The sequence below is a fragment of the Blautia sp. Marseille-P3087 genome (genome assembly GCF_900120195.1).
Lineage (GTDB): Bacteria > Bacillota > Clostridia > Lachnospirales > Lachnospiraceae > Blautia_A.
Genome location: NZ_LT635539.1, coordinates 2,495,109 through 2,520,715, shown reverse-complemented (window position 1 = coordinate 2,520,715; position 25,607 = coordinate 2,495,109). Strand labels below are relative to the sequence as shown.

Here is a 25,607-nt window from a genome sequence, read left to right as displayed (position 1 = left end):
GCTGCATCTTTTTTGATACAGCCATAATGGTTTTAAACATATATTATCTCTTTCAGTACAATTTCTTCTGCACTAACTTTGATATTATTCATCAATCTAACCCACCTCATCTGATCCTGCCTCTTTAATTTTTCGTTTACACCCTGTTTTCCCACCATCTGCTTTACCAAGGTTTCCACCTGCTCTCTGGTCTCCTGATCGACTCGGTTCAAATGTGCTGTTAGTTCCCCCGTCATCAATAAATACTGATATCGTGCCGGTCTATGCATTTTCAGAAACTGTTTTCGCAACATTCCGTATTTACCATATGTCGGTTCTTCCTCATTCATTGCCAAATCCGGCAGATAATAATCTCCATGCAATGTGTAGCTTAATCCATTGCTTTCATCATAAATGTGTTTTTTCATCGTCTTATCTCTCCATTCCTCTATTTTTTGTTTTATTTTTCTTACGCTGTTGATTCTCCATTTCACTTTTACGGGCACCCCAAGCCAATCTTTCGTGAATACTTCCTTTGGGCATTTGCTCCATTTGCCGTTTTTCTTCTAATGCTTTCTGCTCCTGTATATCCTGTTGTACTGCATTTTCTACAATATTTTCTCCAAGAACACGCACTACCCGCTCATATCTGTCGGAAACACCCTGCAATTGTTGCTTTTCCTCAGATAACTGCTGTTTTTCTTCACATACTGTATCTAGCTGTCTCTGCACTCGGTTATATGCCTGCTTTGTTTCCTGATATTTGTGTTTCCATTTTTCTACTTCTTTGGTAAGTTCTTTGACCTGGGCTGCCATTGCAGCAATTTTATTTTTCATCTGGGTAAACAGTGGTTTTATCTTTTTATCCCGGTAAGTTGTTGCACGTTCTAATGTCCCAGCTTCCGGTAGAATTGCTTTCACTGTCCCATATTCCTTTATTTCCTTACTGACATTATCCATAACAGGCTGCAACCGTTCTCTGCGTTCTTCCAGGCTGTGCAGATCTTTCTCAGCTTTTTCCGCACGCTTCTCAGCCTCCTCTTTATATTTAACTGCCTGCTCCTCATCATCTTTTAAAAGCTGGATATCAGCTCTTACTTCCGCAATCTGTGCAATCAGTCCTTCATTCTCAGCAGTGAGATATTCTTTTTCCTGTTCCAGTGTCTGTACTTCCTTTTTACGCTCTTTCTTCTTAAAATTATAAACATCAAGATGCTCCTCATGTGTCCCTTTCTGCTCCCATTCAATTCCATGCTGTCGTGCAACCTCTGCAAGCACTTCTTTTTCATGGTTGATCCACTGATTCAACTCTGTATCGTGTTTGTTCCCGCCTTGAAATCCCAGGCTTTTTAATGCCTGCTTCAGTGAAACCCTGGTATCCATTCCTTTCCCTTTCCAGCCAGTTACATAAGGAACAAAATCAATATGCAGATGCGGTGTAGCTTCATCCTGGTGCAGATAACAGCTAAATACATGAAGTGTTGGATTTCGTTGCTGAAAATTCTTTACATACTCATCCAGTACTTTTACCGCCAGGTCTCCTTCTGTCGTTCCCACAGCCATATCTTCTCGATTTCCAATCTGGAAAATCACTTCATGGAACAGCTTTTCCTGCTTTCCCTGACGAATTTTTTCATAGTAATTTGTAATCTGCCGGTCCTTTCTTTTTCCCACATTGTACCGTTCCACAGAATCATCAAACAACTCTTTATATACTTCTTTCAGATTTTCATTCTGGTAACAGATATTCAGGTGTACTCTGTCTGGGTCTACATTTTCAGCTACAAAATCCCGTCTGTTATGAGCCAGCGATCCAGCTCCAATCATGCCGCTAATCGTTCTTCTCATCATTATGCTCCTCACCTCTCCTTCTAAAAAGCGTGCCAGATATGGCACATAATTTGTATTTCCGCCAACTATGGCGATTATAAGAAATCTTCGCCGGATACGGCGGTTTTGTTACTTTTGTCAAAAGTAACGCAAAAGCACTTTCGACAGCCGTACCGCCTATCAAAAGTACCCTTGCGCCCTGCCGGGGGCAAGACGTCCGGAGGACGTCTGTTCTGCACCTACCGGAGCGGAGACCATTATTTCTCCCGCTAGTCGGATTGCTTCTGCGTTACTCACTTAACTAATCTATTACTGTATTCTCGCCCGTATATATTCCAGATCTCCGCAGTACGGTGTTCCTACCAGATACCATTCCCTTGCCGGATTCATCTCCATTCTGGTCTGCACCCACTGATCATCAATTAGTACTTCCAGGCATTCCCCACAATGAAATCCTGTATCAATCCATAAATCTGATGACAATAAACCATATCTATCGTTACTGCTGTTATATCCTAATCTTCCTTCTCTCATTGCTGTATGCTCCTTTCTATTGTCCTACTGTAAGGACGCCCTGATTCAGGGCTCCCTTTCGCAGCCTATAATTTACCGATAAATAATCGGGTAATCTATAACCTCTCGTCTGTATCTTACCGGCTTTCTCCTTGTCTGATATTTACAGGTGCGTGACACGCTCCTGTTATAAAGTGATCAGCAAGAATCTCTACCAACGAAAGTTTTCCAGTATTCCCTTCCTTTCCAGGTATTCCTGCCTGGACTTTTCTCTCTCTTCCTCTGTTGGGGCTGTTTTGTACTTGCTGTATAACTCCCGATCTACCATTGCATTCAATTTCTTTTCTAACCCTTTCCTTATGATTTCTTCGCCCTCATAATTCTCCATCAGGAAATATTGCAACAGTTGAAAGAATAACTCATATGGTATCTGCACATTTCTATTTTTCATCTGATCTCCTTTCAAGGTGGCAAGATGCCCTATTATTAAGATATGGTCATCTTGCCATCTTCCTTTTTCTACTCTGACAACATCCAATACCACTGATTTCCACGTTTTACGGAATCTATTCCCAGTTCCATTTTGGCATTTCTCAGTGTTTTCTTTTTAATTCCCAGTTTTTCTGCTTCTTCCTCAATTTTCTTTTGTGCCATACCTCCATCATCCAGTATCTCAAGCAGAAATTCTTTTGCTTTCCGGGTTTTCTGTCCTTTTCCCTCTCCATTGAGCAATTCATCTGCACTAATGTCATATTCACCAATCCATTCAAATCCGTTGTTTTTATCCAGACGGAACGCAATAGCTTTACCTTCCGGTGCCAAGGAACTCTTTGTATGGCACACAACTCTTACTTCTGGTTCATCCTTAATACGTCCGACAATCAAAACGCTTCTTGCAGCTGCCTGAAAATCGATGGAACCCAGTCCCCGGTAAGATGATTTTCCATTGCTGTTCTTGTTCATGTGTCCGATCAGGATAATCGCACAATGATATTTCTCCGCCAGGATCGCTATGCGTTTCATCAAAGGACGGATTTCATTAGCTCTGTGCATATCTACCTCTGCTCCAAGGAATCCCTGAATCGGGTCAAGCACAACCATTCTGGCTTTTGTCTGCACAATTGCTTCTTCCAACCGGACATCTGCCATCGTCAGCGGTTGCTCACTGTCATCGATAACCATGACCTTTGTGCAGTCTGCACCTGCAGCAAGTAATCTTGGTTTTATCGTATCTCCAAGACCATCTTCTGCAGTCTGGTAGATTACATTTACTGGTGCCTCCAAATGCTGTGTTGACGCATTGTTTTCAATATTTTCTGCATCTACCATATCGCTTTCACTATCAATATCTATCCTTTTATCTTTTGTTGAATCAGCTGGAAGAATAGTCTCTCCTTTGGTCAGTTTTGCAATAATTTGAAGCACCATTGTCGTTTTTCCTTCTCCCGGATCTCCCTGTATAATTGTTACTTTTCCATAGGGAATAAATGGATAAAGCAGCCATTCAATCTGCTCCACTTCCACCGTATCCATATTGATGAGTTTCAGTTCCGGTTCCAGCCTTTTCTGTACTGTTTTATTTGTTTCTGTTCTTTTGTTTTCCATCAAATCCTCCTTATTTTCCCGTTGAAAGAAAGAGTGGTTTTTGATAGAATACTCATAGAAGTTTTTTGGAAGAGTATTCTACCAAATCCCTGCCTTTAGGTGTTTGCCGACACTTAAAGGCTTTTTTATTCCGCTTTCATTCCAGCCATTGTTATTGTGATAAGCCGAATCACTTCCAATAAATCCTCCGGCACATCTTCTCCCTTTTTCAGACGTTTCAGCTCACTCAGTACCTTTTCAAGTTCCTTCTTCAAAGCTTTATACACCCTGGGATTTCCTGTAACCACAACTTCTTTTTCCTGCAGTCTTCGGATAATATATTCTTGTTTGGTTAATCCCGATAGCCGTACTGCCGTCTCCAGAAGTTCATCTTCTTCCGGTGACATCCGAAATGCTACAACTTTATTTCTCCAACGTCCCTGCTGATCCAGACATTTAGCCGACATTTGCAAGTCCTCCTTCCACTTCATTTAATTCTTCTTCCATATTTTCTGCATCCAGCTGCTCTGCCATGTCCTGCTGTACCGACGGGAATAGATGTGCATACCGGTAAGTAATCTTTTCTGCTGAATGTCCAACCCTTTTTCCGATTGCCAATGCGGTATATCCCATATTGATCAGCAGGGATACATGACTATGCCTGAGATCATGAACTCGGATTTTCTTTACACCACTCGCTTTGCAGCCTCTTTCCATCTCATGTTTCAGGTAATATTTTGTCACAGGAAAAATGCGGTCGTCAGACTTTAAACTGTAATATAGTTTCAGGCAGTCCTGCATTTCATCACACAGGAACTGTGGCATTATGACTGTCCGTACACTGTTCTTTGTCTTTGGCGTACTGATTACATCTTTTCCCTTCAATCGCTGATAGGACTTATTGATCCGAAGCGTTTTCTTTTTGAAATTAAAATCTGCCGGTGTTAAAGCAAGCAGCTCACCGGAACGAATCCCGCACCAGTAAAGCAGTTGAAAAGCATAGTAGGAAAGAGGTTTGTCCATCATTTCTTCTGCAAACCGCTTATATTCTTCTTTTGTCCAGAACAACATTTCCTTGCCTTCTTCTTCTCCCGGTGCCCCTGCTTTTCTCGCAGGATTAGTGCTAAGGTCGTAATATTTCACTGCATGATTGAAAATGGTGCTTAACTGTCCATGTATCGTTTTCAGATACGTTGGCGAAAGCGGTTTTCCTGTCTTCGTTTTCAGTTTTCTCATCTGGTTATGCCAGTCCATCACATCTTTCGCTGTAATTTCTGATACTTTTCGCTTTCCAAGATACGGAAGAATCTTTTTCTGAATAATATTTTCTTTCGTAAGCCAAGTACTCTGCTTCAAAGAAGGTCTGATATCTTCTTCATACATAGTGCAAAAGCTTTCCATTGTCATATCCACGCTTGCTTTCTTCTGTAATTTGAATTGTAATTCCCAGTCCGCAGCTTCTTTTCTTGTAGAAAATCCTCGTTTGCATTTCTGTTTTCTTGCACCTGTCCAGTCCTGATACCGGATCATCACATACCAGGTGCCATTGTCATTCTTATAAATTGCCATTCTTAATTCCTCCCATCATTCGATCTTGTTCCATAGAACTGCTCATAGAAATATTTCCGGTCAACCTTTCCTGCAATGGTCTGACATCCCATCGCCTGTAACTCCCTGTTTAGCCTTTTCATCAGCTTGTATGCGTAGGATTCTGATACTTCCAGGACTTCCATGACCTCTTTCACATTCATAAACATTTTACTCATAGAAAATTTCTCCTTTCTCTTTACTATACTATTTTGTATGGGTTGAATTATACTATACTATTCTGTATGGGTCAAGTACTTTCAATACATTTACCCATACTTTTTTGTATGGATTTTCTTGTCTCTACAATTTGGATATGCTATACTCAACCTATCAAGAAGAAGACAGGAGATATAGCATATGGCAATAGGCGAAAGAATCCACCATTTCAGACTTCTGCGTGGTTTCACGCAGAAATATTTGGGGCAACAGCTGGGATTCAGTGATTCACAGGCTGATGTCCGCATTGCACAGTATGAAAAAGGGGCACGCAGTCCAAAGGAAAAATACCTGAACGCATTGGCTGATATTTTTGAAGTATCCCCTCATGCTCTGGCTATCCCGGATATTGACAGTTACGTTGGACTGATGCATACCTTATTTACCTTAGAAGACCTTTACGGACTTCACATTGATGAGATTGACGGAGAACTCTGCCTCCGGCTGGACAAGTCCAAGGGAACCACCTACCTTTCTATGTTTGATATGTTCCATGCATGGCAGGAACAGGCAGAAAAACTCAAATCCGGCGAGATTACTCAGGAAGAATATGACCAGTGGCGTTACAACTATCCAAAAAACGCAAAATAAAAGCCGACGAAAAAGGCCTTACCAAATTGATTTCACTCAATTCAGTAAGACCTTTTTTGTCGGTTTCACACATATTACTCGATAACCACAGGATACCTAATAAATAATATCAAAATATCCAGTGTTATCATTTTGTTATCAAATAGAACTTTATCTGCTCGGAAACGCCCTGTTTATAAGGCTTTCCAGAAATTTTTAATTACTCAAACTCAATCGTTCCCGGTGGCTTACTGGTCAGATCGTAGAATACGCGGTTAACTCCTTTAACCTCATTGATCACACGATTCATAACTCTGTTGAGTACCTCATACGGAATCTCCGCGGACTCTGCAGTCATGAAGTCGATTGTCTTAACTGCACGGAGTGCAACTGCATAATCATATGTTCTGAAATCGCCCATAACGCCTACGCTTCGCATATTGGTAAGTGCTGCGAAGTACTGATTCGGCATCCAGGATGGATCCTCTCCGTATTCTTTCTTGTAATCGGCGGCTGCTTTGTCGACTTCTTCACGGTAGATGTAATCTGCGTCCTGCACGATCCTTACTTTTTCTTCGGTAACTTCTCCAATGATACGGATACCAAGTCCCGGTCCCGGGAATGGCTGACGGAATACCAGTCTTTCCGGAATTCCGAGTTCCAGTCCGGCTTTACGAACCTCATCTTTGAAGAGGTCACGCAACGGCTCAATGATTTCTTTGAAATCTACGAAATCCGGAAGCCCGCCTACGTTGTGGTGAGATTTGATCACCGCGGATTCACCGCCAAGACCACTCTCTACAACGTCCGGATAAATAGTTCCCTGTGCAAGGAAATCTACTGCACCGATTTTCTTTGCTTCTTCTTCAAAAATACGGATAAATTCTTCGCCGATGATCTTACGTTTTGCTTCCGGCTCTGCAACTCCGGCAAGTTTGTCATAATATCTCTGCTGTGCATTTACACGGATAAAATTCAGATCAAACTGACCGTTTGGTCCGAATACACCTTCTACTTCATCACCTTCGTCTTTACGAAGAAGGCCATGATCTACAAACACACATGTAAGCTGTTTACCGATTGCTCTGGAAAGAAGTCCTGCTGCAACGGAGGAATCAACTCCACCAGACAGTGCAAGAAGTACCTTGCCATCACCGACTTTTTCACGGATTTCTTTGATAGTATTCTCAACAAATGCGTCCATTTTCCAGTCACCTGCACAGCCACATACGCCAAGTACAAAGTTGGACAGCATCGTCTTACCTTCTACTGTGTGAAGTACTTCCGGATGATACTGAATCGCATACAGTTTCTGATCTGCATTTTCAGCAACAGCTACCGGACAGTCTGCTGTATGTGCAGCAATCTCGAATCCCGGTGCCGGTTTGGAAATGTAGTCTGTATGGCTCATCCATACGATTGTCTTATCGGATACATTTTCGAAAATTTTGGAATCTGTCTTATCAACGAGAAGTTCTGTCTTACCATACTCGCTGACCTCTGCTTTTTCAACTTTACCGCCAAGGACATGCATCATAAGCTGTGCGCCATAGCAAAGTCCAAGTACCGGAATACCAAGCTCGAATAATTCTTTCTGGTATGTCGGTGAATCTGCCTCATAACAGCTGTTCGGACCGCCGGTAAGAATGATTCCCTTAGGATTCATCTCTTTGATCTTTGCAAGATCGGTCTTATAAGAATAAATTTCGCAGTATACATTGCATTCTCTGACACGTCTTGCAACAAGCTGATTGTACTGACCGCCAAAATCAATGACAATAACTAATTCTTTTTTCAAGGCTTTCCTCCTGTTTTTTACCTATAAAATCTCTTTAGAATCATTACCGCGCACTCTGGTCGCGGTAACCTGGAATCTTCTTTTCATTATAAATGAGTAACAGAACTTTTACAACGGCAAATTTCCTCCGCCGGACAGATTTTTCGAAATACGTTATTTTTACTTTAGAAGTTCTTTAGAAATCTATCACGTTTTCTTCAATCTCTCATCACAAATTCATCACAGATTCCCGGTATAGTAATAAGCAAATAAAGCGAATGCTTTTTTACATAGATTTTTCTTTTTCATACTCGCCGGGCACGACAAGCCCGGCCCTCCTTCTTTTTGTATCACTTTTTATATGTTTTCCTTATGCGTTCAATATGTTCCTGCTTCTCCGCATCACTGAGTTGTGTACCCGGCAAAAGTTTCTGATATATCTCTTCTATCTGTTCATCCGTTAATGCATCTGATTTATCCAGCTGATCTTTCATAAATTGCTTTAATTTATTATAGCCAATCACATACACATTCTGACTGTCCGTAGAAACTTTTTTCAAATTAGCATTTGCATTAAATGTAATAAGCGAAATATATTTCTCATCTCCAACCTTCAGCATCTTTTCCAGATTTTTTATATGACTTTTGTTCTGTTTTATCGGATTGTAGAAGAAATATTTTTTCCCTTTCAAAGTTTCACACCAATTCTTACTCTTTTCATCTCCAAAAATCCATCCGGAATAGTTTTTGTTTTCTATAACATAAATTCCTTTGTTGCACAACATGATCATATCAATTTCCGTTTTATCACCGCTTCTAGTATTTATCAGGAGGTTAAATACAATGAATGAAGATAAAAACATAAAGACGTATTCACTAATTGGAGCTGTATGCTCCATAATATGTAGCATATATTTTTTCGTGCGTCCTTTTTCATATGGTGCTACTATAAGTATTTATTATATGGTACTGTGCGTTCTCCCATATATTATGATTGCAGTGCTGCTATTATTAAGGAAAAAACATATGATGTGGCTTATTCCATCGGGAATTTGGTTATATCAAACTTTTCGCCAATGGCACTGGTTTCTTTTTGATGATACATTGGATTGTGCAGTAGCAATATGTCTGATTCTGGCACAAACAATATTGTTTATTATCCTATTATGTAATACTATTCCAGCTTTAGAAAAAAAAGCAATGGCAATAAATGAAATTCTTTGGTTTGTTCCGGCATTTTTGATGTTTATAGGATATGTAATTAACGTTTTTAATTATTATACAATTAGAAGTTATTATGTTATAGACACCATTATGAATTTATTCATCATGATATTTTCCTTTCTTCGCCTTTTGGCGTTTAGCGTCTGGTCGCTACCCTTATTGTATTTGTTTTTTTATTTTTCTGAGGTTCTGTGTTCCTCTCTTTGATGATATTAGTATACCTCTGTACAATAAATAGTGAGTCATTTTAGTGGTACTTTCTATTGATTTCATGAATAAAAAATGCTAATATCAAGACAAGCGATGTGCCTTGAAAATGAACGATTTAATCAAAGCAGAAATACAGAAAAAGCATCCATATTCTATCGGCAAAGGTAATGGAAAAGACCAACGTTGGAGAACTTACATTCCAGATAAAACGAAAAAATATGGAAGGAAACTCATCGTCAAAGCAACAGAAGAAGAACTTTATGAATGGCTAAATGACTTCTACAAAGAGAAGCTGCTTGACAATCTTTTGGATAAAGTGAACTTAGAAATTTTTTATCACGAATGGTTGAAATATAAGCGGCTTCATACAACCGCTTCAACTTATATCACAAGAATTGAAAGTGATTGGAAATCTTTTTACGTTGGAACCCCTATCATAAAAATACCTTTGAAAAAAATCAATAAACTGACATTGGACGTTTGGGCTCACCAACTTATAAAAGATTACGATATGACTCGAAAAAAATATGTAAATGTTCAAGTCATTATGAGACAAGCGCTTGAATATGCAGTTGATTTGGATATTATCGAGAGCAACCCCATGAAGGGGCTTAAAATTGATAAAAAGATTTTCAGAAAAGAGCAAAAGAAGCCTGATGATACACAAGTCTACACCGTTGATGAAAGAAAAATGATGATTCCTCTTGCATGGGAAGATTATAAAAATGCTGTGAAATTCTATGAACTTTCTCCCCTTGCTCTTATGTTTCAATTTCAAACAGGATTAAGAATTGGTGAATTATGTACTGTGAAATTTTCTGATATCGAGAATGAAAATTATATTCATATCCAGAGAATGCTCAGACGTGATACTAAAGAAGTTGTTCCGCATACAAAAACAGACTGCGGCGACAGATATGTTTTTTTAACGAAAGAAGCAAAAAAACTTATAGCCATTGCAAAGGAACGTCAAGAAAAAACGAACGGAAAGGCAGCAGGCTATATTTTTTCATTAACAAGTGAGCCAATCACCGAACGATGTATCACTTCGTTATTGAAAAAATATTGCAGCAAACTCGGAATCTTGTATAGAAGCAGTCATAAAGTAAGAAAAACTTATGGTTCTTCTCTCTTGGACGGTGGTGTTAGTCTCAACACCACAAGAATAATGTTAGGTCACTCAGACGAAAAGACAACATTAAAATACTATTGCTTTGACACGCATACAGAACTTGAAAAGATGAATCTTATGGAAAATGCTTTAAAGATATCTTGAATACATTGTATTCAAATTAAGATTTGCTTTAGAAGATGTAAAAAAGATGTTAGAAAGTTTTTTGAGGCATATAACAAAATGATTAAGAGCCCGCAAACCCGCATAAACACTGAGTTTTTCAAGAACAAAAAAACACCGTCCCCGCGGCAATCGCAATGTCCGCAAAAACAGTGTCCTTAATGCGCCTTCAGGGGTTCGAACCCTGGACACCCTGATTAAGAGCCAAACACATGTACGCAAAAAAGAACGCCCGGACACCACGCAGGATGGGGGTACGGGGGACCCCGCCGAGTAGTGCCCGGACGCTCGATCTGCGTACATAAGGATAGCCCTGATTTCAGCGTGTAAAGGTATCGGTATCTTGTTCGCCCCTATGACATGGACTTTTAGTTTTACGTGTAGCTACTATGTCTTCGCCGGTATTTTCATCACGTAACTCTTTCGAATACCATATGTTTCCGTCTTTGTCAGGTTTAGTCTCATCGAAAACATTTTCCATAATATCACCCGGCTGACAATTCAAAAAGTCACATATTTTTTGTATTACATCGGTTTGGATGATGCCGCCTTTGCTAAGTTTGGATAATGTTCCTTTTGAAATAACTTGAAGTAAATCCGTCTTTTTCATTTCTCGTCTATTTAATAAATCAAACAATTTGTAATATTTAATCATTTCTTTTACCTCTCTTTCCATCAGTATATTTTATTTAAAAGTATATGTCAATGCGAAAAAATTCTGCGTTAATAGGATAATAGTTCAAGAATGTTGTTGACAAATTCCTGCTTTAGCGGTATTATAGTCTACGTTAATAGACGTTACGAATGCGTTTTTAGACAACAAGCTGTCGGTATACCGCTCGCAGAGCGGCTTATCCGACTATTACAAATCACAACGTAGAACATTGAATATACCAGAATAGCGGTCACAGACTTCCGGCATGAATAATGTTGCATCGGCTTGATCACCATGCACAGCCTGCCGTCTTGAGCTACTGTTTGGAGAAAGGAGCAGCTTATGCATGACTTGTTTTTGGTTAATTCTGGCTGGTTTTCGCGGATTCTTTGTGGAATGTCAGATAATGAGTTAAAAGAAGCCTTTGACACTTTACAAAAGTTTTATTCTCTTTGTGATTCGTCAGACGTAAGCATATTTTATGAACTTTTGGATTTGCTGGAAGGCTATTTTGTACAAGAAATTATTCGCAGATTTTACCGGTCGATTGCATGAAAAACAACAAACCGGTTTACCCCCGGACAGTAATACGGGGGTAGTAACACCAGATAAGGGGGAAAACAAACGATGAACACTGGACACTGTGCAGACTTAACCAACGGATTACATTTAAGTATAGACTGGCTCTCATGGACACTTACCACCACACAGTCTGTCGATGATGCTATATTGATGATGGGATTTGACGTAAATGACTTCAAGGCGCAACCTCAAGGTTTAAATGGCTATAGTTCACAGCTCCGACATGTTTCTCACTCTATTTCTATTCAGTATAACGGCAATGAGAATATGGGAGTGCATGTTGATGTTTCCGGCTCCGCTGTACATGCTTTACTCACTCAATTCTATGAAGCAAATCTTGTTAATACCGTTTTTGGTTCTGTCGGATTTGAAACGGATTCATTTGAATCTACTGTTTTAAGGGAATTTATGAAATGTATTAAAGAGTATGGACATATTACTCGTCTTGACCTTGCTGTCGATGACATTGGAACAAATTACTATTCTCTCCCTGAACTACATGACCTGTTTACCGCTGATCTGTACGTTTCTCGCTTCCGTTCTTGGAAAGAAGTCCGGGAATATGGAAAGTATTCCGGTCATACAATTTATTTTGGAAGTCGTACAAGCTCTATCATGCTTCGTATTTATGATAAACAGGCAGAACAGAACAAAAAACTCTTATCCGCTGATATGTCGCCTTTAGAATATACGTGGGTGCGATGGGAACTGGAACTAAAGAGAGAACGGGCGCAACAGGTTATGGAACTGATTTTACAAGGTATAGATATCTCTTTTCTGACAATGGGTATTCTTACAAATTACTTGCGGATTATCAATAACGATTCTCCACGTAAAGACAGATGCACCGTTTCTGAAAAATGGAATGCATTTATTGATGGAATCGGAAAAGTTTCTTTGTACTGTTCTGAACCTGAAAAAACAATAGATGATAATAAACGATGGCTCACCAGACAGGTTGCTCCTACTCTTGCAAAAGTCGTGATGGCGGATGCCTCTTTTGACTTTATCGAATTTCTTATAGATAATGGATTTAACCGACTTACTCCAAACCAGTTGGAAATCTTAAGCGCACTGCAAGGGGGAACTGAACATGATACTGCAAGAAGCAATGGATGATTTTCTTTTCCAGAAACAACTTGCCGGATTAAGTCCTAAAACGGTTATCAGTTACAAAGAATCTATCTCTTTGTTGGTTCGCTTTATGGGAACTGATACAGACCTCTCAAAGGTTACATACGCAGAAGTGTCTAAATACATTATGCATTTATACAAGCGTCCACTTTCAAGGGCTACTGTCTCTACATACGTGCGGAATGTCCGTATATTCCTACGCTGGGTGTATATCGAGTATGAACTGCCTTTTGACCCACAGAAGATAAAAGTACCAAAATCCCCCAAAAAGATAGTGCATATCTATAACGACACTGAGATAAAAGAAATCTTTGCTCTGATACATACCTCTGAGCCATGGATTACTGCCCGTAACCGTGCTGTCGTTGCACTCATGCTTGATTCAGGACTGAGACAGTCTGAGATATGCCACTTGCTCACAGACAATCTTGACCGTTCCCGGATGGTTATGAAAGTTACCGGCAAAGGTGCGAAAGACAGGATTGTCCCATTGGGAAACTTTGCCCTTGCATTACTGGACGACTATTTTTCACAGTGTCCTTACAAAGATAAGCCATACGTTTTCTGTACCCGTAGAGGACAGGCTTTAACCAACAACGCGGTGCGACTGTTTGTTAACCGTTTGCAACACAAATTACCCTTTGACTTGTCTTCTCACAAGCTAAGACACAACTTTGCAACAAACTACTGTATCGACCATGTTCGCCAAACCGGAAAAACGGATGTATATGACCTGAGTATTTTAATGGGACATGAAAGCATCGAGACAACAAAAAAATATGAGCATTTCGCCCATGAAATCATTGCAGCAGAAAACAATATTTCACACTTGGATATGTGTCTAGGAAATGGACAAAAAACAGGGCGCGGGTAGAACGAAAAGACATGAAAAACGGTGCTCCGTGCCTGTTCGCCTTACACCCCTGAAACCCGCATAAATAAAGAAAAAACACCGTCCCCGCGGCAATCGCAATGTCCGCAAAAACAGTGTCCTTAATGCGCCTTCAGGGGTTCGAACCCTGGACACCCTGATTAAGAGTCAGGTGCTCTACCAACTGAGCTAAAAGCGCATGTTTATGAAATTGTTCGTTCAGGATTTCCCTGACGCAAAAACTATTATATGAAAGCCCCGGCAAAAAGTCAAGAAAAATTTTATAATTTTTTATGTTTTTTTATTTTTCTTTCTTTTTTTCCTTATCTTTCGGTTTTGGCGACGACATACAATCCAGTATTTTGCATAATTCATCCGCACTTTTGCGGACTTTGCGGAAGCAGCCATCCAGACACCTGTGTTCATAAAAGAACTGTGTCATAAGAGCATGTATGCGGCAGTTGCATCTTTTTTGTGCCATAGAAATCCATCCCGAAATGCAAATCTTCCTATATTATATGTTAAATTCAAAAAAACGTGCAGCAGGCAGGAGCTATATCTTCCCGTCCGCCACACGTTTCGCGCTTTCCTGTTATATATATACTTCAACGTCCCAATAACAAACCGATCATTCGTGAAGAACTGCGATCAGCTTACAGATCGGGTTTCCCATAGAAGAAAATTTCTCCTCATATTCCGTCATGACATTGCCTTCCATCATGTCTTCCTGATGATGCAGGTCAAAGGTATGCGCAAGCAGCTCCCAGCCTTCACTCTCATTTACTTCCTCCAGTGAAAATTCAAATAAGCCCTTATTGTCTGTCTTGAACTCTACAACTGCCCCGTCCGGAAGGATCTGGCTGTAACGTGCAAGAAATTCACGTGAGGTCAGTCTTCTCTTTGCATGGCGTGCCTTTGGCCATGGATCCGAGAAATTCAGATAAATACGCTGAATCTCGCCTTTTTCAAAGATTTCCGGAAGCAGTCTCGCATCCACACACATAAATTTCAGATTCTCAAGCTTCTCTCCCGCTTCTTCGAGCTTTTCCCTCTTCTGAAGTGCGCGGAGCAGCACGCTGTCGTACATCTCGATTCCAATATAATTGATTTCCGGATGAAGTTTTGCCATATCCATAAGGAAACGGCCCTTGCCCATTCCTACTTCAATATGAATCGGCTGCTCCTGTGTAAACACCTGCTCCCATTTTCCCTTACATTCTGCCGGATTCTGTACTACATAAGGGCTTTCTGTGATGGCATCTTTAGCTCCTGGTATATTTCTTAATCTCATAAATTATTTCTCCGTCCTGTTGAATATGTTTATTATCATACACGTTTCCTTCATATCGGGCAAGCATAATTCCTGTTTTTATACAGCGATACCTGTAGGTTCTTTTCACAGTATCAAAAATCAACTATTTAACAGTAAGTCTTTTACCCTTTATTGTGCAATTTTTTATGGTTTTTTTTTAACAAAAGGTGTATTATATGATAAAGTTCCAAAAAAACATAGAAAAGGAGGGTGAATATGGAGCAGATACTTCAAAAGTTATCTGAAATCGAAATCACAGCGCAGCGCATCATGCAAGATGCCGACAGAACCAAAGCAGCCCTTTCAGCCGAAATGGAACAGCAGTGTAAGGACCTTGATTTGGAACTGGAACAGGAAACAAACCGCAAGATACAGGCACTTCGGGACAGTCTGGAATCTCGCAAGGAACAGGAACTGATCGCTCTGCGCCAGCAAACAGAGCAACACCTTGCCGATCTGGATGTCTATTACAAAAAAAATCACCAGCAGCTTTCGGAAGACCTATTCCAACAACTTCTAAAACGATGAAAGGAGTGATCTGACATGGGAAAACTCCTTTCCTACAGCGGAATCTCCACAAAAATCCGCGCCATGCAAAGTAAGCTGATCACCGAAGACCAGATTCAGGAAATGCTTCAGTTTACAAGTACATCACATGCCGCCGCATGGCTCAAGCGGACACCGGAGTATTCCAAAACATGGGCATCACTTGATGAAAACTCCCTACACCGCGGTCAGATTGAAAAATTACTGAAAGCATCTATTTTCAATGATTTTTCAAAAATCTATCAGTTTGCAAGCTCCGAACAGCGAAAATTCCTCGATCTGTATTCCAGACGATATGAAATCCGTGTTCTCAAAGAGCTCATGACCAACTTGTTTGACCACCGCGATACAGACCCTGTCGACCTTTCTCCTTACCGGGAGTTCTTCCGTCGGCATTCCAACCTCGATCTGGATGCACTTACAGCATGCAAAACGATGGACGAATTCATCAATGCCCTTAAAGGAAACGAATTTTACAGTCCACTCTCTCAGATACAGAACCACGATACCGCACTCCTTTTTGATTACGGAATGGCTCTGGATCTATATTATTTTTCACTGATATGGAAAGTCCGCAGGAAACTTTTTTCGGGCAAAGATCTTGAACAGATCACAAATGCCTACGGTGAAAAATTCGATATGCTGAACCTTCAGTTTATCTTTCGTTCAAAGCGCTACTTCAGCATGGCGCCGGCAGATATTTATGCTCTGCTGATTCCGATGAACTATAAACTGAAAAAAGAAGAGATCCGTGCGATCGTTGAAGCTGCAACCTATGAAGAATCACAGCAGCTTTTCCGCAAAACTTATTACGGAAAAAAATACGAACATCTTTCCGCGCACAATCTCGAAGAATTTTATAATTATATGCTCCGCAGCACCCTGGAAAAAGAGGCCCGACGCGATCCTTATTCTGTCGCAATGCTCTATTCCTACATGTATCATAAGGAGCATGAAGTAAACCGTCTGACCATCGCCATCGAATGTATCCGTTATGGTGTGGCACCGGACGAGGCAATGCAGTATATTCGTAACAATTAACCATCCCGGAGGATAAAATCATGATTGAAAAAATGAAATTTTTAAGCATCACCGGGCCAAAAGCGGATATTGACAGAATGACGGAAACCTACCTTTCCAGATATGAGATTCATCTGGAAAACGCCCTTGCAGAGCTCACTGAAGTCGCGAATCTGTCGCCGTTTCTGGAGATTAATCCTTATAAAGATCATCTGAATGTGATCGACAGTTTCTACGAACAGCTGGAAACACCTGAAAAGGCAGTCATCAGCGATATGACCGTAGAAACAGCCCTTAAAACTGTTCAGAATCTCCGGAACAAAGCGCAGGAGCTGGATGCCGAGAAATCCCGTCTCCAGTCAGAACACGCTGAAATGGTCGACTCTCTGAAAATTATCCGTCCATTCAGAAATCTGGATTTTGATGTATCACAGATCCTGAACTTCAAATATATCCACTATCGTTTCGGACGTATCGAAAAGCAGTACCTCCAGAAATTCGAGAAATACATCTACGACAATCTGGATACTCTTTTTATCAAATGCGGAGAAGATGAATTATATATCTACGGTGTTTATTTTGTCCCGGAGCATCAGGCTCACAAAGTACATGCCGTATATTCATCCATGCATTTTGAGCGAATTTTTATTCCTGATGAATATCATGGAACCGCCGCAGAAGCTTTCGAAAAACTGGACCGCAGACATCGTGAGATCCACGCAGGTCTCGATGCCAACAAAGCAGCCTGCCGGAAATTCCTCGAGGACAACTGCTCTGCGATTGCTTCCGCAAAAGCCGCTCTTGAAGCCTGCTCCAGAAGTTTTGATATCCGTAAACTGGCCGCCTGCACACATGGTGACACCAACACCTTCTATATTCTGTGCGGCTGGATGACCGAAAAGGATGCACTTGCTTTCCAGAAGGATATTCAGAACGATGAAAAAATCTTCTGCCTCATGGAAGACCAGCAGGCTCCCGCAAAGAAAAAGCCACCTACAAAGCTTAAGAATCCAAAGCTTTTCAAACCTTTTGAAATGTATGTAAAAATGTATGGACTTCCTGCCTACAACGAAATGGATCCTACATGGTTTGTTGCCATCACATATTCCTTCATTTTCGGAGCTATGTTCGGTGACGTCGGCCAGGGACTGATCCTTTTCCTCGGCGGTCTGTTCCTTTACAAAACCAAACATATGGATCTTGCAGGAATCATTAGCTGCGCCGGTGTATTTTCCGTATTTTTCGGTTTCATGTACGGCAGCTTCTTCGGTTTCGAGGATGTCCTGAAAGCCATATGGCTGAAACCTATGAACCAGATGATGGACGTACCGCTTGTCGGAAGACTGAATGCAGTTTTTGTTATCGCCATCGGTTTCGGAATGTTTATCATTCTGATCTGTATGATATTCAATATCATCAATTCCATCCGAAACAAAGATACCGAAAAGGCCTGGTTTGACAGCAATGCCGTAGCCGGACTTGTTTTCTATGGTTCGATCGTACTGACTGTCGGACTCTTTATCTCCGGCAGAAAACTTCCGGCAACTGCTGTTCTTGTCGTGATGTTTGGAGTGCCGCTCCTGCTCATGTTCCTCAAGGAGCCTCTTACAAACCTCGTCGAAAAGAAATCCGAGATCTTCCCGGAGCAGAAAGGTATGTTCTTCGTACAGAGCTTCTTCGAATTATTTGAAGTGCTGCTCAGCTACCTTTCCAATACACTTTCTTTCCTGCGTATCGGCGCATTTGCCGTAAGCCACGCAGCAATGATGGAAGTCGTACTTATGCTTGCCGGTGCTACCAACGGAGGCAGCCCAAACTGGATTGTTGTCGTACTCGGCAACATCTTCGTATGTGCAATGGAAGGACTGATCGTTGGTATTCAGGTCCTCCGTCTGGAGTACTATGAGATCTTCAGCCGTTTCTATGCAGGCAACGGCCGTGAGTTCCAGCCATTTATGAAAACGTTACGTAAAAGCGTGCAGAAATAAAATATACGGGCAAAGCCCACCTAATAAACCTACATTTTTATATCAGGAGGATATTATCATGAACATGATTATTCAGATTACAACTGCAATTGCAATGATTCTCAGCATTATCGTACCTTTTGGTTACTTTTTCCTCGGTGAAAAGAGCAAAAAACGTTACAAAAAATCTCTGATTGCCAACTGTTTTATGTTCTTCGGTGTACTTCTTGTCGCAACCGTAGTCAGCTTCGCAGGTACTGCAAGCGTACAGGCTGCCGGCTCTTCTGCTGACGGACTTGCTACAGGTCTTGGTTATCTCGGTGCAGCACTTGTTACAGGTATTTCCGGTCTTGGTTCCGGTATCGCCGTTGCAAGCTCCGCAAGTGCAGCTCTTGGCGCACTGAGCGAAGACGGCTCACTGTTTGGTAAATCCATTATCTTCGTAGCTATGGCAGAAGGTATCGCACTTTATGGTCTGATCATTTCCTTTATGATCCTTGGTAAGCTTTAAGGAGCACTCCCTATGAAAATGTATTTGATCAGTGATAACATTGATACCTACACAGGCATGCGTCTGGCAGGTGTGGAGGGTGTTGTCATTCACGAACGCAACGAACTGAAAAACGCCCTCGAACAGGCAATCTCCGATAAGGAGATCGGAATCATCCTTCTGACCGAAAAATTCGGCAGAGAATTTCCCGAAATCATCGATGAAGTCCGTCTGCATCACAAAACGCCCCTGATCATTGAAATTCCTGACAGACACGGAACCGGCCGTAAACCGGATTTTATCACTTCATATGTTAATGAAGCAATCGGACTGAAATTGTAGGCAGGAGGTAACACTATCATGACAATTGACGAAAAGCTGCAGCATTTTTATGAGGTTTCCCTTGAAGAAGCCCGTGAAGATGCAGCGCAGGCGATTCAGGAACATAAAAAGCTGCTTTCCGAAAAGCTTGAAGAGCACAGACAGCTCAGCCGCCAGAATGCAGAAGCAGAAGTAAAAGCCGAAACAGAGCATGTCCGTCGTGAAGTCAACAAAGCTCTTTCCGCCGAACAGATCACTCTCAAAAGAGACTGGTCCAAAAAGCAGGAAGAACTGAAAGAAGCTCTTTTTGGCGAAGTAAGTACCAAAATCAGAGACTTTATGTCAACTTCCGAATATGAAACATATCTTTGCCAGAAAATCAAAGAAGCACAGGATTTTGCCGAAAATGATGAGATTCATATTTTTCTTTCCAGCACTGACAGGGAACGTCTGGATGCGCTTATTCAGAAGACCGGCATTTCACTTCAGGTCTCCGGAGAAGATTTCATCGGCGGTATCCGTGCAGAGATCCCGCACAAAAATATCCTGATTGACAATTCATTTGCAGCCAATCTCGATGCCATGCGCAAAGAATTCAAATTTGACGGAGGAATGACCCATGAATAAAACAGGTATTATTTATGGCATCAACGGTCCTGTTATCTATCTGAAGGGTGACTCCGGATTCAAGATTTCCGAAATGGTCTATGTTGGCAAAGATCATCTTGTCGGCGAAGTCATCGGTCTGAAAAAAGGCATGACTACCATTCAGGTATTCGAAGAAACAACAGGGCTTCGTCCGGGCGAAACCGTTATCGGTACCGGCGATGCTATTTCCGTACTTCTCGGACCGGGTATCATCCACAATATTTTTGATGGTATCCAGCGTCCTCTGGAAGAGATTGCAAAAACTTCCGGAAAATATATTTCCCGTGGTGTCAGTGTAGATTCTCTTGATACAGAGAAAAAATGGCACACACATATTACTGTAAAAGAAGGAGATGTCGTAGGTCCGGGCACGGTCATTGCCGAAACACAGGAAACCGCTTCTATTCTCCACAAATCCATGGTACCGCCGAATATTACCGAAGGTACCGTAATTAAAGCTGCTCCTGATGGAGATTACACTATTCTGGAGCCGATTGTAACCATTGAGCTCCGCGACGGAAGTACCAGAGATCTCGCTCTCGCCCAGAAATGGCCGATCCGTATTCCGAGACCTACTCATGTACGTTATCCGGCAAGCGTTCCGCTTGTCACCGGCCAGCGTATCCTTGATACCCTGTTCCCGATTGCAAAGGGCGGTACAGCAGCCGTTCCTGGCGGTTTCGGTACAGGAAAAACCATGACACAACATCAGATTGCAAAATGGTCCGATGCAGATATCATCATTTACATCGGCTGCGGAGAACGTGGAAACGAAATGACCCAGGTTCTCGAAGATTTCAGTAAACTGATCGACCCGAAATCCGGTAACCTTATGATGGACCGTACCACGCTGATTGCCAACACATCCAACATGCCTGTTGCAGCACGTGAAGCATCCATTTATACCGGTGTCACACTTGCAGAATACTACCGTGACATGGGTTATGACGTAGCGATCATGGCAGACTCCACCTCCCGTTGGGCAGAAGCTCTCCGTGAGCTCTCCGGACGTCTGGAAGAAATGCCTGCCGAGGAAGGTTTCCCGGCTTACCTTGCATCGAAGCTTTCCGCATTTTATGAGCGTGCCGGCATGATGCAGAACCTCAATGGTACAGAAGGTTCCGTATCTATCATCGGTGCCGTTTCCCCACAGGGTGGTGACTTCTCCGAACCAGTTACTCAGAACACCAAACGTTTTGTCCGCTGCTTCTGGGGACTTGATAAATCTCTTGCCTATGCAAGACACTTCCCGGCTATCCACTGGCTGACCAGTTACAGTGAATACCTCGAAGATCTGACCCCATGGTACCGCGATCACGTATCACCGAAATTTGTAGCAGACCGAAATCAGATCATGGCGATCCTCAATCAGGAAAGCTCTCTGATGGAGATCGTAAAACTGATCGGAAGTGACGTTCTTCCGGATGATCAGAAACTGACGCTGGAGATTGCCCGTGTCATCCGACTCGGATTCCTTCAGCAGAATGCCTTCCATCAGGAAGACACCTGTGTCCCAATGGAAAAACAATTCAAGATGATGGAGATCATCCTGTATCTGTATGAGAAATCAAAAGCCCTCATCAACCGCGGCATGCCGGTTTCCGTACTGAAAGAAGACAACATCTTCGAACGTATCATTTCCATCAAATATGATGTTCCGAATGATCAGCTTGACCGATTTGATCAGTATCAGAAAGACATCGATGAATTTTATAACAACGTATTAGAGAAAAACGGCTGACAGGGGGAACGAGATTTATGGCAATCGAATATTTAGGATTAAGTGAAATAAACGGCCCTCTCGTAGTTCTGGAAGGTGTCAAAAATGCTTCCTACGAAGAAATCGTAGAATTCCGCATGGACGACGGAACCCAGAAGATCGGTCGTATCATTGAAATTTATGAAGACAAAGCAGTTATTCAGGTATTCGAGGGAACAGATAATATGTCCCTCGGCAATACCCACACACGTCTGACCGGTCATCCTATGGAGATCGGACTCTCTCCGGAAATCCTCGGACGAACCTTCAACGGTATCGGCCAGCCGATCGACGGACTGGGCGAGATCACCCCGGAAGTAAGCCTCAATATCAATGGCCTTCCGCTGAATCCGGTCAAACGTGAATATCCGCGAAACTATATCAATACAGGTATTTCTGCAATCGACGGTCTGACCACCCTGATCCGTGGACAGAAGCTTCCTATCTTCTCAGGAAACGGTCTTCCGCACGACAAACTGGCTGCACAGATCGTACAGCAGGCTTCTCTCGGCAGTGACTCCGATGAAAACTTCGCGATCGTATTTGCTGCCATGGGTGTCAAATACGATGTCGCAGAATTTTTTCGCCGTACATTTGAAGAAAGTGGTGCTTCCGACCACGTTGTTATGTTTTTGAATCTGGCAAACGACCCGGTCGTTGAACGACTTCTGACTCCGAAGATTGCACTTACCGCAGCTGAATATCTGGCATTCGAAAAAGGCATGCACATCCTTGTTATCCTGACCGATATCACCTCCTTCTGCGAGGCGATGCGTGAAGTTTCCTCCTCGAAAGGTGAGATTCCTTCCCGTAAAGGTTATCCGGGTTATCTCTACAGCGAACTTGCAACACTGTATGAGCGTGCCGGAATCGTACAGGGAGGTACCGGATCTGTTACACAGATTCCGATTCTGACCATGCCAAATGATGACATCACACATCCGATTCCTGACCTTACCGGTTACATCACTGAAGGCCAGATCGTTCTTGACCGTCAGCTTCACGGACAGGCAATCTACCCACCGATCAATGTTCTTCCTTCTCTGTCACGACTGATGAAGGATGGTATCGGTGAAGGCTTCACACGTGAAGACCATCAGGATGTCGCAAACCAGCTCTTCTCCTGCTACGCAAAAGTAGGCGATGCAAGAGCACTTGCTTCCGTTATCGGTGAAGATGAACTTTCCCCGATTGACAAGCGTTATCTTGTTTTTGGTAAAGCTTTCGAGGCAGAGTTTGTCGGACAGTCCGAAACCGAAAACCGCAGCATCACAGAAACACTTGACAAAGGCTGGGAACTCCTCGGACTTCTTCCGAAGGATGAACTTGACCGAATTGATACAAAGATCCTGAACAAGTACTATAAAGAAACCGTACGTTAAGGGGAGGTGGCTTTATGGATCCAAATACCTTCCCCACCAAGGGAAATTTAATTCTTGCCAAGAATTCCCTCGCACTCTCCCGTCAGGGATTTGAGCTGATGGATAAAAAAAGAAATATCCTGATCCGCGAAATGATGGAGCTGATCGATCAGGCGAAGGATATCCAGTCACAGATCGATGTGACTTTCCGTGCCGCCTATGCAGCCCTTCAGAAAGCCAACATGGAAATGGGTATTGCCTTTGTACAGCAGGTTTCCTACACCGTTCCTCTTGAGGATTCCATTCGGATCAAGACACGAAGCGTTATGGGTACGGAAATTCCACTCGTCGAATATGAAAAGCAGCTTACCAACACCCCGACTTATGCCTACTACAGCACAAAAGCTTCTCTGGATGAAGCAAAAGCCGCCTTCGAAAAGGTAAAAGAGCTTTCCATCCAGCTCGCAGGCATCGAAAACGCAGCGATCCGTCTTGCAGCCAACATCAAGAAGACCCAGAAACGTGCCAACGCATTAAAGAACATTACGATTCCGAAATACGAGGCACTGACAAAGGATATCCAGAATGCTCTTGAGGAAAAAGAGCGAGAAGAATTCACACGTCTGAAAGTTATTAAACGAATGAAACAGACTTCTTAAGCAACTTACAAAAGTCCATCTGCAATTACGCGGATGGACTTTTTAATTGCTATTATTATCTGATAATTAAAGTTTGAAAGTTTAAAATTTTTCTTTTGAAAGCAAAATTTAATAATATTTTCACTATGAAAAAGTCAATAGATTTTTCTATCTTTTTTTCGAATTTGTTAATTTCATCATTATTAACCAAAACATTTGTTTTTTATTTATTTATGTAAATCACTTATTCCACATTGATTCTTTGTGGATAATGTGGATAACTTTGTGCATAACTCAAATATAACGATTCTTCAACCTTTTTAGGATGTGGATAACTTTTACACCATTTTTCGCGTTATCCACATTTTCCCCCATTATTCGACAAGCTTTGTGCAATTTGCTATTTGTTCGTTTTTATTCGACATTTTTTTCAAAACAAAAGAGCTACAGTTCCGTTAAATTGCAGAAACTATAGCTCTTTACTGCCTGACTACTCAAACTATTTATCGAGAAGGTATCTTTGTACCGAAGCCACCGCGTTCGCCCCGTCTGCGACTGCAGTTACGACCTGGCGGAGATTTTTGGTACGTATATCACCTGCTGCAAAGATTCCCGGTTCACTGGTGATTCCATCCTCTCCTGCCACAATATATCCCGCTTCGTCCAATTTCACCAGATCTTTGAATTTCTCTGTTCCCGGAACGATTCCGACTGCAATAAACACACCATCTGTTTCAATGAAACTTTCTTCCTGTGTTTTTTTGTTCTGGATCTTCAATGCTTCCACTTTATCTGTTCCCTCAATGGATAATGGAATGCTGTCCCAGATGATCTCCACATTTTTGCATGCAAAGAAACTCTCCTGAAGGATTTTCTCCGCACGAAGCTCATCTCTTCTGTGTACCAGATAGACCTTTTTACAGGTACGTGAAAGAAGAATTGCATCCTCCACCGCCACGTTTCCGCCACCGACCACGACAACCGTCCTGTCCTGAAAAAATGCTGCATCACAGGTCGCACAATAAGAAACACCCATGCCACTCAGTTCTTCTTCACCCGGGATTCCAAGGTGGCGGTGTGTTGCCCCACAGGCAATGATCACTGCTCTGGCACGGTATTCATTTTTTTTCGTTCGGATGACTTTGATTCCCTGCTCTGCCTCGATAGAACGAACTGTCTCCCGCTGCGGTTTCATGCCCAGTTTTTCTGCATGACCTGCCATTGCTTCCCCGAGATCCAGACCGGTGATTCCCGGCAGTCCCGGATAATTATCTACTTCATATGTGTCCACAATCTGACCGCCCTGCACAAATTTCTTATCCAGCCAGATTGTATTCAGTTTTGCTCTTGTCGCATAAATAGCTGCGCAGATCCCTGCCGGACCTGCTCCCAGAATCGCCAGATCATATATATTTTCCATGATATTCTGCCTCTCTTTCTCTGTTGCTGCCATTTAAGTTTAGCATACAATCCCTTTTTTTCCAATAAAATAGTAAAAAGCATCTCTCACCGAGGT

Annotated in this window: 28 protein-coding genes and 1 tRNA gene; 14 read left to right on the top strand and 15 right to left on the bottom strand. The window is 42.0% G+C overall.

Features of this window, described 5'->3' with window-relative positions:
* Nucleotides 1-32: 32 nt before the first annotated feature.
* The 8 genes from BQ7344_RS11970 to BQ7344_RS11930 all read right to left on the bottom strand — a co-directional run bounded on the left by BQ7344_RS11970 (nt 33) and on the right by BQ7344_RS11930 (nt 5,672).
* The gene (locus BQ7344_RS11970; protein WP_072522732.1) at nt 33-407 is read right to left on the bottom strand and encodes a TnpV protein; all 375 of its coding nucleotides are present in this window, start codon (nt 405-407) and stop codon (nt 33-35) included.
* 4 nt (nt 408-411) lie between these two features.
* Complete coding sequence (locus BQ7344_RS11965; protein ID WP_072522731.1) at nt 412-1,830, bottom strand: plasmid recombination protein; 1,419 nt, start codon at nt 1,828-1,830, stop codon at nt 412-414.
* Between the two features lie 288 nt (nt 1,831-2,118).
* Complete coding sequence (locus BQ7344_RS11955; RefSeq protein WP_072446749.1) at nt 2,119-2,343, bottom strand: DUF5348 domain-containing protein; 225 nt, start codon at nt 2,341-2,343, stop codon at nt 2,119-2,121.
* A 190-nt stretch (nt 2,344-2,533) separates the two neighbouring features.
* Nucleotides 2,534-2,773, bottom strand: coding sequence for a complexin-2 (locus BQ7344_RS11950; RefSeq protein WP_072523428.1), 240 nt, complete (start codon nt 2,771-2,773; stop codon nt 2,534-2,536).
* 68 nt (nt 2,774-2,841) lie between these two features.
* The gene (locus tag BQ7344_RS11945) at nt 2,842-3,927 is read right to left on the bottom strand and encodes an AAA family ATPase (RefSeq protein ID WP_072522730.1); all 1,086 of its coding nucleotides are present in this window, start codon (nt 3,925-3,927) and stop codon (nt 2,842-2,844) included.
* Between the two features lie 125 nt (nt 3,928-4,052).
* Nucleotides 4,053-4,373 carry a plasmid mobilization protein gene (locus BQ7344_RS11940; protein WP_072522729.1) on the bottom strand — a complete coding sequence of 107 codons (321 nt, stop codon included), beginning with the start codon at nt 4,371-4,373 and terminating at the stop codon, nt 4,053-4,055.
* Nucleotides 4,363-5,475 (bottom strand): site-specific integrase, encoded by a 1,113-nt coding sequence (locus BQ7344_RS11935; RefSeq protein ID WP_072522728.1) that lies wholly within the window; start codon nt 5,473-5,475, stop codon nt 4,363-4,365. Before BQ7344_RS11935 ends, BQ7344_RS11940 begins: the two co-directional genes overlap by 11 nt.
* A 2-nt stretch (nt 5,476-5,477) precedes the next feature.
* A complete protein-coding gene (locus BQ7344_RS11930) occupies nt 5,478-5,672 on the bottom strand; it encodes a hypothetical protein (RefSeq protein ID WP_005611072.1) in 195 nt (64 codons plus the stop codon).
* A gap of 181 nt (nt 5,673-5,853) precedes the next feature.
* On the opposite strand from BQ7344_RS11930, the gene BQ7344_RS11925 reads away from it, so the two are divergent.
* Nucleotides 5,854-6,303, top strand: a complete 450-nt coding sequence (locus BQ7344_RS11925) for a helix-turn-helix domain-containing protein (protein WP_072522727.1) — start codon at nt 5,854-5,856, stop codon at nt 6,301-6,303.
* Nucleotides 6,304-6,502: 199 nt separating this feature from the next.
* On the opposite strand, the gene guaA is transcribed toward BQ7344_RS11925, so the two are convergent.
* Together guaA and BQ7344_RS11915 are read right to left on the bottom strand one after the other, a co-directional pair.
* Complete coding sequence (guaA, locus tag BQ7344_RS11920) at nt 6,503-8,080, bottom strand: glutamine-hydrolyzing GMP synthase (RefSeq protein ID WP_072522726.1); 1,578 nt, start codon at nt 8,078-8,080, stop codon at nt 6,503-6,505.
* Nucleotides 8,081-8,409: 329 nt separating this feature from the next.
* Nucleotides 8,410-8,850, bottom strand: a complete 441-nt coding sequence (locus BQ7344_RS11915) for a nuclease-related domain-containing protein (protein WP_235816111.1) — start codon at nt 8,848-8,850, stop codon at nt 8,410-8,412.
* Between the two features lie 52 nt (nt 8,851-8,902).
* Between BQ7344_RS11915 and BQ7344_RS16215 the strand changes: the two genes are divergently transcribed.
* Both BQ7344_RS16215 and BQ7344_RS11905 read left to right on the top strand, forming a co-directional pair.
* Complete coding sequence (locus BQ7344_RS16215; protein ID WP_159431377.1) at nt 8,903-9,490, top strand: hypothetical protein; 588 nt, start codon at nt 8,903-8,905, stop codon at nt 9,488-9,490.
* Between the two features lie 109 nt (nt 9,491-9,599).
* A complete protein-coding gene (locus BQ7344_RS11905; protein ID WP_072522723.1) occupies nt 9,600-10,769 on the top strand; it encodes a tyrosine-type recombinase/integrase in 1,170 nt (389 codons plus the stop codon).
* Between the two features lie 337 nt (nt 10,770-11,106).
* Here BQ7344_RS11905 and BQ7344_RS15880 read toward each other — a convergent pair whose 3' ends face one another.
* A complete protein-coding gene (locus tag BQ7344_RS15880; protein ID WP_083585538.1) occupies nt 11,107-11,442 on the bottom strand; it encodes a helix-turn-helix domain-containing protein in 336 nt (111 codons plus the stop codon).
* A 627-nt stretch (nt 11,443-12,069) separates the two neighbouring features.
* On the opposite strand from BQ7344_RS15880, the gene BQ7344_RS11890 reads away from it, so the two are divergent.
* Both BQ7344_RS11890 and BQ7344_RS11885 read left to right on the top strand, forming a co-directional pair.
* A complete protein-coding gene (locus tag BQ7344_RS11890; RefSeq protein WP_072522721.1) occupies nt 12,070-13,143 on the top strand; it encodes a replication initiation factor domain-containing protein in 1,074 nt (357 codons plus the stop codon).
* Nucleotides 13,118-14,032 (top strand): tyrosine-type recombinase/integrase, encoded by a 915-nt coding sequence (locus tag BQ7344_RS11885; protein WP_072522720.1) that lies wholly within the window; start codon nt 13,118-13,120, stop codon nt 14,030-14,032. The genes BQ7344_RS11890 and BQ7344_RS11885 overlap by 26 nt, the downstream gene beginning before the upstream one ends.
* Nucleotides 14,033-14,155: 123 nt before the next feature.
* Here BQ7344_RS11885 and BQ7344_RS11880 read toward each other — a convergent pair.
* The 3 genes from BQ7344_RS11880 to trmB form a co-directional block, all read right to left on the bottom strand.
* Nucleotides 14,156-14,228 (bottom strand) — tRNA-Lys (locus BQ7344_RS11880).
* 102 nt (nt 14,229-14,330) lie between these two features.
* Complete coding sequence (locus BQ7344_RS11875) at nt 14,331-14,510, bottom strand: hypothetical protein (protein ID WP_072522719.1); 180 nt, start codon at nt 14,508-14,510, stop codon at nt 14,331-14,333.
* Nucleotides 14,511-14,657: 147 nt separating this feature from the next.
* Entirely contained in the window at nt 14,658-15,320 is a 663-nt protein-coding gene (gene trmB / locus BQ7344_RS11870) for a tRNA (guanosine(46)-N7)-methyltransferase TrmB (protein ID WP_072522718.1), read from the bottom strand.
* 237 nt (nt 15,321-15,557) lie between these two features.
* Here trmB and BQ7344_RS11865 point away from each other — a divergent pair, with 237 nt between their 5' ends.
* The 9 genes from BQ7344_RS11865 to BQ7344_RS11825 are packed head-to-tail and all read left to right on the top strand — an operon-like array spanning nt 15,558 to nt 24,112.
* Entirely contained in the window at nt 15,558-15,869 is a 312-nt protein-coding gene (locus tag BQ7344_RS11865; protein ID WP_072522717.1) for a hypothetical protein, read from the top strand.
* 15 nt (nt 15,870-15,884) lie between these two features.
* On the top strand, nt 15,885-16,928 hold the full coding sequence (locus BQ7344_RS11860; protein ID WP_072522716.1) for a V0D/AC39 family V-type ATPase subunit: 1,044 nt from the start codon (nt 15,885-15,887) through the stop codon (nt 16,926-16,928).
* A gap of 20 nt (nt 16,929-16,948) precedes the next feature.
* Complete coding sequence (locus BQ7344_RS11855) at nt 16,949-18,895, top strand: V-type ATP synthase subunit I (protein WP_072522715.1); 1,947 nt, start codon at nt 16,949-16,951, stop codon at nt 18,893-18,895.
* Between the two features lie 58 nt (nt 18,896-18,953).
* A complete protein-coding gene (locus BQ7344_RS11850) occupies nt 18,954-19,385 on the top strand; it encodes an ATP synthase subunit C (protein WP_015540703.1) in 432 nt (143 codons plus the stop codon).
* A 12-nt stretch (nt 19,386-19,397) separates the two neighbouring features.
* On the top strand, nt 19,398-19,706 hold the full coding sequence (locus BQ7344_RS11845) for a V-type ATP synthase subunit F (RefSeq protein ID WP_072522714.1): 309 nt from the start codon (nt 19,398-19,400) through the stop codon (nt 19,704-19,706).
* Between the two features lie 18 nt (nt 19,707-19,724).
* Nucleotides 19,725-20,312, top strand: coding sequence for a V-type ATP synthase subunit E (locus tag BQ7344_RS11840; RefSeq protein ID WP_072522713.1), 588 nt, complete (start codon nt 19,725-19,727; stop codon nt 20,310-20,312).
* Nucleotides 20,305-22,074: a V-type ATP synthase subunit A gene (locus BQ7344_RS11835; protein WP_072522712.1), complete on the top strand. Its 1,770-nt coding sequence runs from the start codon at nt 20,305-20,307 to the stop codon at nt 22,072-22,074. Before BQ7344_RS11840 ends, BQ7344_RS11835 begins: the two co-directional genes overlap by 8 nt.
* Nucleotides 22,075-22,091: 17 nt before the next feature.
* Nucleotides 22,092-23,474, top strand: a complete 1,383-nt coding sequence (locus BQ7344_RS11830; RefSeq protein WP_072522711.1) for a V-type ATP synthase subunit B — start codon at nt 22,092-22,094, stop codon at nt 23,472-23,474.
* A gap of 14 nt (nt 23,475-23,488) precedes the next feature.
* Entirely contained in the window at nt 23,489-24,112 is a 624-nt protein-coding gene (locus tag BQ7344_RS11825; RefSeq protein ID WP_072522710.1) for a V-type ATP synthase subunit D, read from the top strand.
* A gap of 478 nt (nt 24,113-24,590) precedes the next feature.
* Here BQ7344_RS11825 and trxB read toward each other — a convergent pair whose 3' ends face one another.
* Nucleotides 24,591-25,544: a thioredoxin-disulfide reductase gene (gene trxB / locus BQ7344_RS11820; RefSeq protein ID WP_235816110.1), complete on the bottom strand. Its 954-nt coding sequence runs from the start codon at nt 25,542-25,544 to the stop codon at nt 24,591-24,593.
* Nucleotides 25,545-25,607: the final 63 nt, after the last annotated feature.

Bases quoted from the DNA above. Each gene is read 5' to 3' on its own strand.
- BQ7344_RS11970 (WP_072522732.1), bottom strand. From the start codon at position 407: ATGAAAAAACACATTTATGATGAAAGCAATGGATTAAGCTACACATTG.
- BQ7344_RS11965 (WP_072522731.1), bottom strand. From the start codon at position 1,830: ATGATGAGAAGAACGATTAGCGGCATGATTGGAGCTGGATCGCTGGCT.
- BQ7344_RS11955 (WP_072446749.1), bottom strand. From the start codon at position 2,343: ATGAGAGAAGGAAGATTAGGATATAACAGCAGTAACGATAGATATGGT.
- BQ7344_RS11950 (WP_072523428.1), bottom strand. From the start codon at position 2,773: ATGAAAAATAGAAATGTGCAGATACCATATGAGTTATTCTTTCAACTG.
- BQ7344_RS11945 (WP_072522730.1), bottom strand. From the start codon at position 3,927: ATGGAAAACAAAAGAACAGAAACAAATAAAACAGTACAGAAAAGGCTG.
- BQ7344_RS11940 (WP_072522729.1), bottom strand. From the start codon at position 4,373: ATGTCGGCTAAATGTCTGGATCAGCAGGGACGTTGGAGAAATAAAGTT.
- BQ7344_RS11935 (WP_072522728.1), bottom strand. From the start codon at position 5,475: ATGGCAATTTATAAGAATGACAATGGCACCTGGTATGTGATGATCCGG.
- BQ7344_RS11930 (WP_005611072.1), bottom strand. From the start codon at position 5,672: ATGAGTAAAATGTTTATGAATGTGAAAGAGGTCATGGAAGTCCTGGAA.
- BQ7344_RS11925 (WP_072522727.1), top strand. From the start codon at position 5,854: ATGGCAATAGGCGAAAGAATCCACCATTTCAGACTTCTGCGTGGTTTC.
- BQ7344_RS11915 (WP_235816111.1), bottom strand. From the start codon at position 8,850: ATGATCATGTTGTGCAACAAAGGAATTTATGTTATAGAAAACAAAAAC.
- BQ7344_RS16215 (WP_159431377.1), top strand. From the start codon at position 8,903: ATGAATGAAGATAAAAACATAAAGACGTATTCACTAATTGGAGCTGTA.
- BQ7344_RS11905 (WP_072522723.1), top strand. From the start codon at position 9,600: ATGAACGATTTAATCAAAGCAGAAATACAGAAAAAGCATCCATATTCT.
- BQ7344_RS15880 (WP_083585538.1), bottom strand. From the start codon at position 11,442: ATGATTAAATATTACAAATTGTTTGATTTATTAAATAGACGAGAAATG.
- BQ7344_RS11890 (WP_072522721.1), top strand. From the start codon at position 12,070: ATGAACACTGGACACTGTGCAGACTTAACCAACGGATTACATTTAAGT.
- BQ7344_RS11885 (WP_072522720.1), top strand. From the start codon at position 13,118: ATGATACTGCAAGAAGCAATGGATGATTTTCTTTTCCAGAAACAACTT.
- BQ7344_RS11875 (WP_072522719.1), bottom strand. From the start codon at position 14,510: ATGGCACAAAAAAGATGCAACTGCCGCATACATGCTCTTATGACACAG.
- trmB (WP_072522718.1), bottom strand. From the start codon at position 15,320: ATGAGATTAAGAAATATACCAGGAGCTAAAGATGCCATCACAGAAAGC.
- BQ7344_RS11865 (WP_072522717.1), top strand. From the start codon at position 15,558: ATGGAGCAGATACTTCAAAAGTTATCTGAAATCGAAATCACAGCGCAG.
- BQ7344_RS11860 (WP_072522716.1), top strand. From the start codon at position 15,885: ATGGGAAAACTCCTTTCCTACAGCGGAATCTCCACAAAAATCCGCGCC.
- BQ7344_RS11855 (WP_072522715.1), top strand. From the start codon at position 16,949: ATGATTGAAAAAATGAAATTTTTAAGCATCACCGGGCCAAAAGCGGAT.
- BQ7344_RS11850 (WP_015540703.1), top strand. From the start codon at position 18,954: ATGAACATGATTATTCAGATTACAACTGCAATTGCAATGATTCTCAGC.
- BQ7344_RS11845 (WP_072522714.1), top strand. From the start codon at position 19,398: ATGAAAATGTATTTGATCAGTGATAACATTGATACCTACACAGGCATG.
- BQ7344_RS11840 (WP_072522713.1), top strand. From the start codon at position 19,725: ATGACAATTGACGAAAAGCTGCAGCATTTTTATGAGGTTTCCCTTGAA.
- BQ7344_RS11835 (WP_072522712.1), top strand. From the start codon at position 20,305: ATGAATAAAACAGGTATTATTTATGGCATCAACGGTCCTGTTATCTAT.
- BQ7344_RS11830 (WP_072522711.1), top strand. From the start codon at position 22,092: ATGGCAATCGAATATTTAGGATTAAGTGAAATAAACGGCCCTCTCGTA.
- BQ7344_RS11825 (WP_072522710.1), top strand. From the start codon at position 23,489: ATGGATCCAAATACCTTCCCCACCAAGGGAAATTTAATTCTTGCCAAG.
- trxB (WP_235816110.1), bottom strand. From the start codon at position 25,544: ATGGCAGCAACAGAGAAAGAGAGGCAGAATATCATGGAAAATATATAT.